The 15187-nt window shown below is 49.5% G+C and carries 7 protein-coding genes; all 7 read left to right on the forward strand.

Annotation, left to right across the window (positions count from 1 at the left end):
- Nucleotides 1-45: 45 nt before the first annotated feature.
- The 7 genes from BMW94_RS22590 (at nt 46) to dnaI (ending at nt 15098) form a co-directional block, all read left to right on the forward strand.
- Nucleotides 46-900 (forward strand): carbohydrate ABC transporter permease, encoded by an 855-nt coding sequence (locus tag BMW94_RS22590; protein ID WP_205525065.1) that lies wholly within the window; start codon nt 46-48, stop codon nt 898-900.
- A 34-nt stretch (nt 901-934) separates the two neighbouring features.
- Complete coding sequence (locus BMW94_RS22595; RefSeq protein WP_175480817.1) at nt 935-3283, forward strand: glycoside hydrolase family 3 N-terminal domain-containing protein; 2349 nt, start codon at nt 935-937, stop codon at nt 3281-3283.
- A 4-nt stretch (nt 3284-3287) separates the two neighbouring features.
- On the forward strand, nt 3288-6395 hold the full coding sequence (locus BMW94_RS22600; RefSeq protein WP_091001140.1) for an alpha-mannosidase: 3108 nt from the start codon (nt 3288-3290) through the stop codon (nt 6393-6395).
- A 250-nt stretch (nt 6396-6645) separates the two neighbouring features.
- Nucleotides 6646-7965 carry a glycoside hydrolase family 125 protein gene (locus BMW94_RS22605; RefSeq protein WP_091001141.1) on the forward strand — a complete coding sequence of 440 codons (1320 nt, stop codon included), beginning with the start codon at nt 6646-6648 and terminating at the stop codon, nt 7963-7965.
- The gene (locus BMW94_RS22610; protein ID WP_091001142.1) at nt 7962-11135 is read left to right on the forward strand and encodes a beta-galactosidase; all 3174 of its coding nucleotides are present in this window, start codon (nt 7962-7964) and stop codon (nt 11133-11135) included. The genes BMW94_RS22605 and BMW94_RS22610 overlap by 4 nt, the downstream gene beginning before the upstream one ends.
- A 4-nt stretch (nt 11136-11139) precedes the next feature.
- A complete protein-coding gene (locus tag BMW94_RS22615) occupies nt 11140-13917 on the forward strand; it encodes an alpha-mannosidase (RefSeq protein WP_091001143.1) in 2778 nt (925 codons plus the stop codon).
- Between the two features lie 230 nt (nt 13918-14147).
- Nucleotides 14148-15098 (forward strand): primosomal protein DnaI, encoded by a 951-nt coding sequence (dnaI, locus tag BMW94_RS22620; protein WP_053783224.1) that lies wholly within the window; start codon nt 14148-14150, stop codon nt 15096-15098.
- Nucleotides 15099-15187 lie beyond the last annotated feature (89 nt).

The following is a 15187-nucleotide window of genomic DNA, read 5'->3' on the forward strand; positions in this document are numbered from 1 at the left end:
AAAAAACGCGACTTCCATCATGTATCCAATGGCTGGAACGTCATTATGAATATTTTGGCCGGACTATTCGCTTTAATCTGTGTATTTCCTTTCGTGTTTGTAGTGATCATCTCGTTCACGGACGAGAAAGCACTGGCCCGTGACGGGTATCGACTGATTCCGAAGGAATGGAGTCTCGCAGCCTATCAGTTTGTGTGGCAGAGTGGAGACACGCTGCTGCGTGCTTATGGGGTAACCATTCTGGTGACGGTGCTGGGTACCATCATCAGTCTGATTCTAATGTCGCTGTACGCTTATGCGATATCCCGCAAGAGCTTCCGTTATCGGAGATTTTTCTCCATATTTGCCATTCTGACCATGTTGTTTAATGGAGGGATGATTCCGACCTATATGGTCGTGTCCCAACTTCTTCATTTGAAAGATAGCATATGGGCACTGGTTCTGCCGCTTGCAATGAATGCCTTCTATATCATGATCCTACGTACATTCTATTCAACCAGTGTACCGGATGCGGTCATTGAATCCGCGAAAATTGATGGAGCCGGAGAATTTTATACGTTTATGAAGATTGTTATTCCATTATCACTGCCAGGGCTGGCGACAATCGGATTGTTCAGTACGCTCGGTTACTGGAACGATTGGTTCAATGCGCTGTTATATATCGATAACCCCAACCTCGTACCGCTGCAATCGATGCTGATGCGGATTGAGTCCAGCATCCAGTTCATCCAGCAGAACTCGGCGAACAGCTCGATGAGTCTGGCGGCGATGCAATCCATCCCGCAGGATACTTCACGGATGGCCATGGTGGTTCTCGCTACATTGCCGATTATTTTCGCTTATCCGTTCTTCCAGCGTTACTTTGTACAGGGTCTGACGGTCGGAGCTGTCAAAGAGTAACCGAATCACTTCTATAGGGTGGAGGTATCGAAGGATGATGATATATAAGGACAAAAGTAAATCCGTGGAAGAGCGAGTAGAACATCTGCTGGGCTTAATGACGACGGAGGAAAAGGCGGGTCAACTCATCCAGCCTTTTGGTTGGCAGACATATACCAATAATCAAGGGAACATTACGCTGAATGAATCCTTTAAGCAGCAGGTGGAAAACGGGGGCGTAGGCTCCCTGTACGGTGCACTTCGTGCAGATCCATGGACGGGGGTTACGCTTGAAAATGGACTGTCTGCCAGAGAAGGGGCAGAAGCAGTAAACCTTATTCAGCGCCATGCTGTAGAGCATTCCAGACTGGGGATTCCCATTCTGATCGGAGAGGAATGCTCTCACGGACATATGGCGATTGACGGTACGGTCTATCCGGTTCCTCTGCTCTTAGGAAGTACTTGGAATGTGGATCTGTACCGAGACATGTGTCGGGCAGTCGCTCGCGAGACGCGTGCTCAAGGTGGTGCGGTAACGTATTCTCCGGTGCTGGATGTTGTACGTGATCCACGCTGGGGGCGTACCGAGGAATGCTTTGGGGAAGACCCGTATCTTATTGGTGAACTGGCTGTTGCTTCCGTGCAAGGACTTCAGGGCGAGCGTTTGGACCAAGAGGATGCGGTAGCGGCTACACTGAAACACTTTGTCGGTTATGGCAGCTCGGAAGGTGGACGCAATGCGGGACCGGTGCATATGGGCTGGCGTGAGCTGCTGGAAGTAGATCTGTATCCGTTCCGCAAAGCTGTTGAAGCAGGCGCTCAATCCATTATGCCGGCTTATAACGAAATCGACGGTATCCCGTGTACGGTTAATACGGAGCTGCTGGATGACGTTCTGCGAAAAGATTGGGGCTTTGACGGTCTGGTGATTACGGACTGCGGTGCCATCAACATGCTCGCAAGTGGGCATGATGTGGCGGCAGATGGATTGGAAGCATCCGTACAGGCCATTCAGGCAGGGATTGATATGGAAATGTCCGGTGAGATGTTTGGACAATTTCTGGTGCAAGCGATCGCGGAAGGCAAACTTGAAATGCCTGTACTGGATCAGGCTGTCCGCCGTGTGCTGGCACTGAAATTCAAGCTGGGATTATTCGAGCAGCCTTATGTGGATGCCGATCGAGCGGCAGAAGTCATTGGCAGTGAAGAACATATTCAACTGGCACGCCAATTGGCTGCAGAAGGTGTGGTCTTGCTCAAAAATGAAGCTGCAACGTTACCTCTGTCGACGGCAACAGCGGGCCGAATTGCTGTTATTGGTCCTAATGCAGACCAAGCCTACAACCAGTTGGGCGATTATACATCCCCCCAACCGAAGTCCAAAGTGGCTACGGTGCTGGATGGCATCCGCAGTAAGCTTGCTGTAAGTGAGAGTGGGCACGCAAGGGAAAGCTCAGCTGAACATTCAAATAGTGAAAATCAGGTGCTCTATGCACCGGGATGTCGCATCAAGGGTGATTCGAGAGAAGGGTTCGAGCACGCTATAGAAACTGCACGTCAGGCCGATACGGTCATCATGGTCGTTGGCGGCTCGAGTGCCCGTGATTTTGGTGAAGGAACGATCGATCTGAAGACAGGTGCTTCCAATGTGTCCGATAACTCATGGAATGACATGGAGTGTGGAGAAGGCATTGACCGCATGACGCTTGGGATTGCAGGAGTCCAGCTGGAGCTGATTCAAGAGATTCATAAGCTTGGCAAAACACTTGTCATTGTTTATATCAACGGTCGCCCGATCACCGAGCCATGGGTGGATGAACATGCCGATGCCATTCTGGAAGCATGGTACCCAGGTCAAGAGGGTGGGCATGCCATTGCGGACATTTTGTTCGGCGAAGTGAATCCGTCCGGCAAACTGACGGTATCCATTCCGAAGCATGTGGGTCAATTACCGATTTACTATAATGGCAAACGTTCACGCGGCAAGCGTTATTTGGAAGAGGATCTGGAGCCACGTTATCCATTCGGATATGGACTTAGCTATACTACTTTTGATTACAGTGAGCCGAAGCTAAGTACAGAATGGATGACGGCCGATGAGACAGTCACCGTATCAGTGGAAGTCACCAATACGGGGTCTTGCAGAGGTGCAGAAGTCATTCAGATGTATGTATCCGACGTGGTTAGCCGTGTGGCACGTCCAGCCAAAGAGCTGAAGGGGTTTGTAAAAGTGATGTTGGAACCTGGAGAGACGAAGACGGTAGCCTTCCATATTGGAGCGGAGCAGCTGCAATATATCGGTCGTGATCTCACGCCTGTCGTTGAACCAGGACAATTCCATATTCATATCGGAAGACATGTGAAAGATACGCAGTTCGCCGAGCTGACGGTAGAGGAGGCGTAAGGAATTGGAACGCATCAGACGATTTATTCGCGAGTTGTCCGAACGTCAGTGGTTGGAGCAAATGGAGCTGCGCAGCTGGGACATCACCCGCGCTTATTATAAAGTGCCAGGACAATATGAAGATCAGAAGGCTTATCCAGAAGGCGAGGGGTTGAATCGTTTCCCGAGTGATCAGGGAACGACCTATTTTTTCCGGACACGGTTGGATGTACCTGCCTCCTGGCAGAAAGAACCTTACGGACTTGTATTTGAATCCGGTGGGGAAGGCTTGCTTCGGGTGAATGGACATTCTTATCAGGGGCTGGATCGTAATCATACGTATGTAACACTCGACCCTTCCCGAGTAGGGACTCAGCCTGAACTTGAGATTGAGTTATTCGATCCGGTACCCGAGCCTGTAGATCCACTGAACCAACAAGCGGTTATTCAGCCGCCGATTACATCAATTAGCAGTTTGTTGGTGCGACCGAATGAACCTGTCCGCAGCCTGATGTACACGGTCACGATAGTGCGTGATTCCGCGGTGCTGCTGCCGGAAAGTGATTTTCGCCGTGTGCGACTGTTGGAAGCGATCTATCGGGCGATGGATCAATTCGTAGGTCTGACAGAAGAGGCTGTCAAGCAGGGGGATGACATCCGCAGTATCGAAGAAAGATTGATCCATGAAGTGCGAGAGATTGGTGGAAACGCCGAAGGCTTGGAGCATATGGTGGGGCAATCGCATATTGATATTGCCTGGCTGTGGCCTGTACGTGAGACGGTGCGCAAGACCAGTCGTACATTCTCCACGGTGGACGCACTCATGAATGAATACCCGGATTATGTTTATTCCCAGAGCCAGCCTTTGCTCTATGCTTTTCTGAAGGAACATGATCCCGAACTGTATGAACGGGTGAAGAAGCGCATTGCTGAAGGACGTTGGGAACTAGTTGGCGGGATGTGGGTTGAGCCGGATCTGAACATTCCGAGCGGGGAATCCCTGATTCGTCAGATGTTATATGGTCAGCGCTTCTACATGGAGGAGTTCGGCAAAACATCACAGATTGAATGGCTGCCAGATACATTTGGTTATTGTGCTTCCCTGCCTCAGATTTTGAAGCATGGCAATGTGGAGTACTTCATGACCACCAAGCTCGGATGGAATGATACGAACGTATTTCCATATGATCTGTTCCACTGGGTAGGTATTGATGGCACGTCCATCCTGTCTTATCTCAATCATGGTGTCAACGAGCATACGCTGCCGAAGGACATTCATGATCATTGGCAGTCTTACCGCGAGAAGGCGGCGCATCCTGAGCATATGCTTCTGTATGGGCATGGCGATGGCGGCGGCGGAGTGACGCGAGAGATGTTGGAGTACGTGGATCGTTCCGAGTTGATGGTGGGACAGCCGAAGAATAATTATAGTACCGCCGGTGCCTTCTTTGACGGAATCGAGAAGGCGCAGCCTGATCTTCCGAAGTGGCATGGCGACTTGTATTTGGAGCTTCACCGGGGTACCTATACGACCCATGGCCGCAATAAGCGCAACAACCGGAAGGCTGAGGTGCTTTATCGCGAAGCGGAGCTTTGGAACACACTTGCCTTACCGGATATGGAGCCGCAGCAGGATGCTGAAGTGCGTTCGGCGCTGCATGATGGATGGAAGCTGATTTTGCTGAATCAATTCCATGATATTATCCCTGGTTCGGCCATAACGGAATCCTATGTAACGTCGGATGAGGAGTATATTCGGGTATTCGAATTGGGTAGAGCAGGACTGAATCAAGGTGTTGCTGCATTAACGAGGGGGATTAACACGCAGGGGCCAGAGGGTTCTGTTCCTTATGTTGTGTTCAACAGCCTTGGTTGGAATCGAAGTGAAGTCGTTCAACTTCAAATGCACGATGGATTGGATCGTTACGTCATCGATGAAGAAGGTCAGCGTTTGCGCATGGATCGGGAAGATGGCCAAATTTCGGTTCTGGTGCCCGACATTCCAGCGTTTGGTCATAAGACGATTTGGCTCGTTCCGGAAAATGCAAGGGAAACGAATGTACGGGAAATGGCGAGCATTGCCGGGCAAAAGAACTTTACAGATACATGGGAAACCGCGTATTACCATGTTCACTTCAACGAGCTTGGCGAGATATCCCGCTTGTGGGACAAGACAGCAGAACGCGAGATTCTGAAGCCAGGTGAACGCGGCAATCAATTTCACTTTTTCCATGACCGTCCGACGCTCTGGGATGCCTGGGATATCGACAGCCGTTATGAGGCTCAGGTTGCTGGAGAAGTGGAGCTCTTGGAGAAAAAGCTGGTTCTGGCAGGTACTACGAAGGACGTACTTCGTTTTCAGTGGAAGCTTCATCAGTCTGTGATTACACAGGATATGGTGTTCTATCATGACAATCGACGGATCGATTTTAAAACCCATGTAAGCTGGAATGAAGATCATAAATTGCTCAAAGTGGGCTTCCCGATCGATATAGTGACTTCCAAAGCAACCTATGAAATTCCATTCGGTGCATTGGAGCGTCCAACTCATCGTAACACGAGTTGGGAGCAAGCTCAGTATGAAGTGTGCGGACACCGCTTCGCAGATGTCGCCGAGCACGGATATGGCGTCAGTCTGCTCAATGATTGCAAATATGGATACGACGTACAGGGAAGCACGATTCGCCTTTCCTTGTTGCGTGCACCGAGATGGCCTGACCGGACTGCGGATATTGGAGAACATGACTTCACCTATTCCCTGTATCCACATGAAGGCGACTGGAGAAGTGCACATACGGTACGTCAGGCGGCCGAATTAAACCATGAAGTGCCTGTGCATCAGGTGGACCAGAACGCAGGCGTACGCCCGGCAACTGGATCATGGATTGAATTCGATAGCAGCCATGTCATCTTGGATACGGTCAAACCGGCAGAGGCAGGAAACGGTACAGTGCTCCGTTTCTATGAGTCTTCGGGCACACGTGAACGAGTGACGCTGCAATGGCCGCATGCATTTGAGCAAGCTTATCACTCCAATGCTTTGGAAGAAGCAGGTGAGCCTTTGGATACCACTAATGGTCAGATTACATTATCTTTTAAACCTTACGAAATAAAAACCGTGCTATTACGGTAAACCTTTTTGAAATATATTGAGCTATATAGGAGTAAACGTATTTACACGATAACGAAGAGGGCAGAAAGAATTCGAAGAAGCGAAGCGTTCGCCTTTATCCCCGGATTTTACCCTTTAGAAAAGGGAATCAAAAAATCTGGGAATAACAGCGATCGGAGGATATTTCTGACCGCGCAGTGGTCCCGTGTAAATTTTTTGTTTCATCCTCAATAGCTACACCATTCAATTTGTTTAAGGAGTGCACTCATTCATGGAACAATTCAGACTACCCAAAATACCGATGCCACCTGTTGCATTGCCACAAGCCGTACAAGCTGTAATGGAAGAAGCGGAGCAAAAGCTGGCGCATCGACCGAAGCTGCTTCAACTATTCAAGAACTGTTTCCCGAATACGATTGAAACAACAACGAAATTAATGGATGACGGCACGACCTTTGTCATCACTGGCGATATTCCAGCTTCCTGGCTGCGTGATTCCGTGGAGCAAGTGGTGCATTACATTCCATTTGCCAAGGAAGATCAAGACCTGCAACGCATTATTGGTGGTCTGATTAAGCGCCACATCCAGTACGTTCATATTGATCCATATGCCAACGCCTTCAACGAGACAGCCAATGATTGGCACTGGAACACCACCGACGTGACCGAGATGTCACCTTGGGTGTGGGAGCGCAAATTCGAGATTGATTCCTTGTGCTTTGTTGTGCGTCTCGCTTATTTATATTGGAAAGAAACCGAACTGACCGATATTTTCGATTCCAGCTTCAAAGCCGCCATGCGCAAAATCGTGGATTTGTTCCGGGTGGAGCAGCATCACATGGAGAAGTCACCATACAGCTTTACCCGCAATAACGGCATTGCTACGGATTCAATTCGCAATAACGGACGAGGTATGCCCGTCAATTACACAGGCATGATCTGGTCCGGTTTCCGTTCCAGTGATGATGCGTGTGATTTCCACTACAACATTCCAGGCAATATGTTTGCCGTGGTTGCCCTGCGTCAGATGCAGGAGTTCGCGGAGTGGGTATTCCGGGATATGGAGTTCCTGCAGGAGCTTAAGGATCTGGAAGCCGAAGTAGATCATGGTATTCAGCTGTACGGTATTTACCGTCATCCCGAGTTTGGCCCGATCTATGCCTATGAGACGGATGGTTTCGGCAACTACTGCCTGATGGATGATGCGGGTACACCGGGACTGATGTCCATTCCTTATCTTGGCTACGTTACAGCGGATGATCCGATCTATCAGAATACGAGACGTTTTGCGCTTAGCAAAGAGAATCCGTTCTATTATGAAGGCAAAGTTGCCAAAGGAATCGGCAGCCCGCATACACCGCCGGATTACATCTGGCATATGGGTCTGTCCATGCAAGGATTGACGGCCCAGTCTGCTGAAGAGAAGCTCGAAATCATTCGGATGCTGGAAGCAACGGATGCGGATACAGGATATATGCATGAAGGTTTCCATGCCGATGATCCGACGATTTTTACGAGAAAATGGTTTGCTTGGTCCAACAGCCTGTTCTCCCAGTTGGTCTATAAATCCATGAAGGATGGTTTGCTATGAGTAGCGCACAGGTGAAGAGAACCAAGTTGATTATTTTCTCTGATCCAACGTTTCCAGTGGAGGGTACTTTGCCAACGCAAGGTGCTCTTGATTCATGGAAAGCATCGGAAGAGATCATCGTTGTGGGCGCGGATGAATTGGCTTCGGCTTTGAGCACAGCGGCAGGTGAAGGGTGTTTCGTGAACCTGCATGCGCCTTATTTTCCTAAATCCGCTTGGACCGAAATCGCAGCTTTTCTTCATCAGGGGGGAAGTCTGATCAGCATTGGTGGCGCACCATTCAAACGTCCTGTTCGTCAGGAGAATGGGGCATGGATTTCCGAGTCGGAACAAACGGCGTATCACCAGGAACTTTACATTCATGAGGCGTTAAAGGTATCCGCAGCCAAAGTGGATTCACTAACTTCCTCAGAAGATATTCCACTCCTTGCAGGTAAAGAGGGACTGTTCGAGAATGCGGATACGTGGAATCTGGTACCTCATACAACCAAAACAAGCGATTTGCCACACCAGATGGGTTCCTCAGGCCCGATGAGCACGCAGATTTCTCCGCTGCTCCGCGGCCGAAGCAAGGATGGTCGCAGCATCGCTGCCCCAATCGTATTATGGGAAAACTCCCGCAGTACGTTTGCCAGTTCACGCTGGCTGTTTGTGCATCTGCCTTTGACGGCTGCCTTCTGGGATCAGAACGGAGCAGCCGAAATGGTAAACTTGGCGCAGTATTGCGCCAAAGGTGTAACCGAGCTATCTCTGAAGCCGAACTATGCTTCGTATGAATTGGGTGAACGAGCTTCACTGATCCTCCAAACCCAAATTCTACAGCGTGCGGGAAGCAGACGAAGTGAGCCGGAGCTGTGGACGTTTGATTTAACCGTTGAACGGGAAGATCGCACAAACGGCACGGTAGAGAAGGTATGGAATCATCAACTGGAGCTGGAACTTTCCGGCGAACAGCGTTTTGAACGCATTCTTCTTCCGGTTTCAATCGAGAGCGGGCTGTACCGAATCGTGGGTCGTGTTCAGGCACCGGATGGCGAAGTTCGCATACTGCGGCAAGGCTTCTGGGGTCAGGACGCAGCTTTGTTGGCAGAAGGGGAAGTCATTACACGCAGCAGAGATTATTTTATCAAAGACGGTCGTCCATTGCCTGTGGTTGGTATGACCTACATGACCTCGGACGTGGCACGGAAATTCCTGTTCCTTCCCAATGCGGATGTATGGGATCGGGATATGGCACAGATGGCGAAAGCCGGCATTAACTGGATTCGGACCGGAATCTGGACTGCCTATCGCAACATGATGCAGGTGGATGGTCATATGTCTGAGGATGTACTGCGTGCTATTGATGCGTTCCTGTTAACGGCAAAACGGCACGGCCTTCAAGTGACGTTCACCTTTTTCTCCTTTACACCCGAGACGTGGGAAGGAACAAATCCATATTTGGACCCGCAGAGCGTAGATGCACAGAAACGCTTCATTCGCAGCATTGTTAGTCGTCACAGACATTCCACACATGTGGACTGGGACTTGATTAATGAACCGTCGATGTTTGATCCTGTGCGCATATTCTCCGATGGGCCACGTTCGGCAAGAGATTCGTATGAGCAGCAGGCGTTTATCGAGTGGCTTCAGCAGCGGCATCAGACGATTGAAGCGTTGCAGGAGGCATGGAACATGTCACCTAAGCAGCTGCCGGACTTTACCGCAGCGATCATTCCTGAACCGGAAGAGATTAATTTCGATGTACAGGACATGCACAAGGCTAAAAAGGGAACACGCTGGCTTGATTACTGTCTCTTCTCGATGGAGATGCATAATGTTTGGGCGAGAGAGCTTGTAGGCACGATCAAGGATCTTGTTCCCCATCATCTGGTTACCGTGGGGCAGGATGAAGCTCTCGGAGCACAGCGGCCTTCACCGTTCTTCTACGAGCGTGAAGTGGACTATACAACCGTGCATTCCTGGTGGCTCAACGATGACCTGATCTGGGACGGCATTTTCGCCAAAACACCACATAAACCCAATCTCATTCAGGAGACAGGCATCATGTATGTGGAAACCCCGGATGGCCGGGCCAAACGCACAGAGGAAGAGCTTCACAGCATTCTGGAGCGCAAATACGCCTATGCCTTCTCAACAGGCGGTGCAGGAGCAGTGCAATGGATCTGGAATACGAACTTCTATATGGATAATGCCAATGAATCTCATATCGGAGCGCTGCGAGCGGATGGTACAGAAAAACCTGAAGCTGATGTGTCTTACGATTTTGGCCGATTCATGGAGCAGATTCGGGACCTGTTTACCGATCGCGAGCTGGAGGACATTGCGGTGGTCTTCCCGTATTCAAACGATTTCTCGAACCGTTCACTGGCCTATGATGCAACCACAAAATTGACCCGTGTGATGGCTTATGAGCTGAAGCAGCCATTCCGGGCTGTATCCGAGTATCATCTGGAAACATTGAAGCAGCAACCTCCGAAGCTGATCATGGTTCCGAGTCCGCACAACATGGACAGCGATGCGTTAAGCGAGCTATTGAACTTCGCGGAGAATGAAGGAGCTACGCTGCTTATTACCGGGCCGCTCGGGTTGGATGCTTATTGGAAGAGAAGTGATCGAGCAGATCATCTTGTCGGTCAGCGCAGTCTGGGCAACGTACAGCGAGAAGAAATGCTGAATATTAACGGGGTGAATCACCGCGTCACGTATGGTCGTCGCCGGATTGCCGAGGTGGCGAAGGAAACGTTACTTCATGCGGAGAATCATAAACCTGATGAAGTTGTAGTGCTGCCATTAGGCAAAGGTAAGTTGATCTGGAGCCCGCTGCCGCTGGAGCTGAACGGCCGGGATGAGCCGTTGGCTGACCTGTATCGATATGCGTCAGAAGTGGCTGGTATCGAGAATGAACTGGAATGGATATCTGGCGGTGATCTGGCAGGGATTTATGGCCGGAAGCTGAGCTTCCCAAAAGGCAATCTGTACGTATTTGTATCGGAGTTCGCTTTGAATCATGAGGTGAAAGTCAGAGATACACGTACGGGAGTCATATATACGTTCCTGTTGGAGAAAAATCGCTCGGTGCTGTTTGCCACAGATGCAGCCGGACAGCTGCAAGCCGTATATCGTCCGGATGAAGTAGAGATTGTACAACAAGAGGTAGAGGGGGAATAATACAATGACCAAACCGACAAGCAAATCGAAAAGAGCGCATATTATCTCTCACACGCACTGGGATCGGGAATGGTATTTGCCGTATGAGAAACATCATATGCGGTTGGTGCAACTAGTGGATGCCTTGCTGGATCAGCTCGATCAGGGGCCGGATTTTAAAAGCTTCTACCTGGATGGCCAGACGATCATCATCGATGACTATCTTCAGGTTAGACCTGAGCAGAAGGAACGGCTGGAGAAGCATATTCGTGATGGCCGTATTGTCATTGGGCCTTGGTATATTTTGCAGGATGCCTTCCTGACCAGTGGTGAAGCGAATGTTCGTAATATGCAGGTCGGACATCGGGATGCCAAACGTTACGGAACACCTTCAAAGATCGGATACTTCCCAGATACATTCGGACTTGTAGGACAGACACCGCAGCTTATGCTGCAATCGGGCATCGATAATGTCTTTTTCGGGCGAGGCGTGAAGCCAACGGGCTTCAACAACATGGTGTCTGACGATGGATACGAATCCAGTTTCTCAGAGCTGATGTGGGAAGGTCCGGATGGATCTAAAGTGCTTGGTGTTTTATTCGCCAACTGGTACTCTAACGGGAATGAGGTTCCTGTGGACGAAGCTTCAGCTCGCAAGTTCTGGGAAACCAAGCTGGCTGACGCGGAGAAATATGCATCGACCAATGAATTGCTGTACATGAACGGATGTGATCACCAGCCGATTCAGAAGGATCTGCCTGAAGCCATCCGTATGGCTGAACAATTGTATCCCGATATCGAGTTTGTTCACTCCAACTTCCCGGACTATCTGTCAGCGTTGAAAGCATCTGCGGTTCAGGAGTTGTCTGTTGTAAAAGGAGAGCTGCGCAGCCAGCGTACTGATGGCTGGGGCACTCTGGTGAACACGGCTTCCGCACGCGTTTATCTGAAACAGATGAACCAACTGGGCCAATCCATGTTGGAAAAAGTGGCTGAGCCCCTGGCTTCGTTCGCGCATCTGCTGGGTCATCCATATCCGCATGATCAGTTTACCTATGCCTGGAAAACGTTGATGCAGAATCATCCGCATGACAGCATCTGTGGCTGTAGCGTAGACGAGGTGCATCGAGAGATGGTCACCCGGTTTGATAAGAGCCGTCATGTCGCTGAGGCCCTGATTGAGGATAGCACCAGCCAAATCGCCGCAGCTGTGGATACTTCAACCTTTGAACGATATGGTGAAGAAGCGCGGCCTGTGGTTGTGTTTAACACATCGGGATGGGAGCGCAGCGGTGTGGTTCAGATTGAACTGGATGCGGCCCGTTTGTACTTCCGCGATGGTTTCTCATTGGAAGATATGGCAGCCAAAATGAACGCTATCGACCTGTCAGATCGTATATTGGTGGATGAAGAAGGCAAGCCAGTTCCGTGTATGGTAGAGGATCTGGGTCTGCAATTCGGCTATGATCTGCCGGATGATCGATTCCGTCAGCCATATAGCTGCCGTCGGGTCAGCATTACGTTTGAAGCAGAGAATGTGCCTGCACTTGGCCTGAAGACGTATGCTTTGGTTCGCATGGACAGCAATGCTGCGAATTCAAATACACTGCTGCGTGGTGAACGTGGCATGGAAAATGAATATTTTATCGTAAATATTGCAGACAATGGATCTTTTGCACTTACGGATAAACGGACAGGCCGAACGTACAAAGATCTTGGCGTGTATGAAAATGTCGGTGATATCGGCAATGAGTACATGTTCAAGCAACCGGAGAACGAAGTGGCACTGACTACGAAGGATCTTCGGGCAGAAATTCGGGTTATTGAAGATGCGCCTTACAGAGCTTCGTACGAAATTGTTCATCATTGGGAGATTCCTGAATCCGCCGACGAAACGCTTGATCGTGAGCAGCGGGAACTTATCTATTATCCGCATCGTAAAGCTCAACGTTCCAAACAAATGGTTACGCTCAAAATCCGAACCATTGTGTCGTTAAGCCGCAGTGGAAAAGGCATCAAGCTCGAAACAACCTTCAACAATCAGGCGAAGGATCATCGGGTGCGGGCACTCTTCCCGACGGATCTGACAGCTGCCGTTCATCACGTTGACTCGATGTTCGAAATTGCTACTCGCGATAATGCGCCTGCACCGGAATGGCAGAATCCGAGCAACACCCAGCATCAGCAAAGTTTTGTTGATGTGAGCGAGGATCAGGCTGGGTTGGTTGTAGCCAATCTCGGTCTGAATGAGTATGAGGTTCTTGAGGATGGACGGAATACGATTGCCGTGACATTGCTTCGTGCCGTGGGAGAGCTTGGAGACTGGGGATTGTTCCCGACACCGGAAGCTCAGTGTCTCGGCGAGCATTCCTTCCAACTGGAGATTATCCCTCATGACGGGAATGGAGCAACATCCGGAGCGTACATTGAAGCTTACCAGTTCCAGATTCCATGGACTTTGGCTCAGACGAACGTACATCCGGGATTCCTGACGCCAAGCAACACACCTTTTGAGTGGCAAGGGGACGGTCTTGCGTTTTCTTCACTGAAGGTGAACGAAGATTCGGGTGATCTGATGCTGCGCTGGTATAATATGCGATCCAATACGACTGAGTTGAAGTTTGCTGCTTCTGAGTCCATCCCGCAAGCATTGGAAGATGCATATCAGAGCAACATTCTGGAGGAAGAGACAGGTAAGCTGAATTCTACAGTTCTAAATGAATCTACCACTGCCTTAATCAGCAAAGAATGGGCTCTTCAAGCGGGACCTTGTGAGATTGTTACGGTAGGGTTGCGTCGTTAATTTTCCAAGCGTGATCGGATCAATTCTTTGTGTAGTGTCTAACCGAAGTTCTGCGTACTGTCATGGAATGGATAATGCTTTTTCCAGCTGAACATGTTGAGTTATTCCTCAAGTTTATATAGAATGAACAGTAGAATTACAAGCGATCGAAGGTTACCCTGCCATCATGATGGTCATCGTAAAATTCAATTGTTCATTCTATATTGAAACTATTAAGGGGGCTTGAAGCCATGGAATCCTTGGGAGGACTGCTTCAGCAGCTGAATCCTTCCTTTCGTGAACAGTCGCGGCGGATTGCGGCGGAATTGATGGAAGATCCGTACGTACGCGAATTCCGCGCAGGTCATCCTGAACTGAAAGATGCACAGCTTATTACCGATCTGAGCAAGCTGTATCAGTATGCCAAAGATTCGAAGAACTGTGCGAACTGTCCGGGGCTCGACAACTGTCCTAACGATTTCCAGGGTCACTTTTGCAAACTGGAAGTAGAGCATTTTAACGGTAAACCCGAAATTATAGATAAAAAAGCACCTTGTTCCAAACATATCGCCCGGCAAAATGAGCATGTGATCAAGCAGAGAATCCGCAGCTTCTATGTGGACGAGCGTGCGCTCAATGCAGGATATAACGATGTGGAAATTATGGGCAAGGATCGGATGCGTGCTCCGGCGGTGAACCAGGTTCTGCGTTATATTAACGACACCAAGGAGAATGGATTGTCTCCGCAAGGACTGTTTTTGGAAGGATCATTTGGAACGGGCAAGACGTTTCTGATGTGTTATCTGCTGCATGAACTCGCGGTTGTGGGCCACACAGGTGTTATTATCTATATGCCTGATTTTGTGGAGGATCTGAAATCCATGATTAGTGAAGGAAACAAGCTGAAGGAAACGACGGATATTCTGAAAAGCTGTGATCTGCTCATCTTTGATGATATTGGGGCAGAGAATCTGAACCCATGGGTTCGAGATCATGTGATGGGTTCCATTCTGAATTACCGTATGAATCGCAAGCCTACATTTTACACGTCTAACTACAACTTGGATGGGCTGGAGAAACATCTTAGCTTCACCAGCAGGGACGGCGAGGAAATGAACAAAGGCCAGCGTTTGATGGACCGGATTCGTCCGTTTGTTGATGTCATCTCGGTTCGAGGTGAGAATCAACGGGGTAAACGTTAATTTCTATTTATGTTACCGATCTGATCTATTTTTTACTCATATAGTCCCAAAAAAAGCCTGGCTTTCGCATTGTCGCGAAAACCGGGCTT

It is taken from the genome of Paenibacillus sp. OK003, assembly GCF_900109515.1.
Classification (GTDB): domain Bacteria; phylum Bacillota; class Bacilli; order Paenibacillales; family Paenibacillaceae; genus Paenibacillus; species Paenibacillus marchantiae.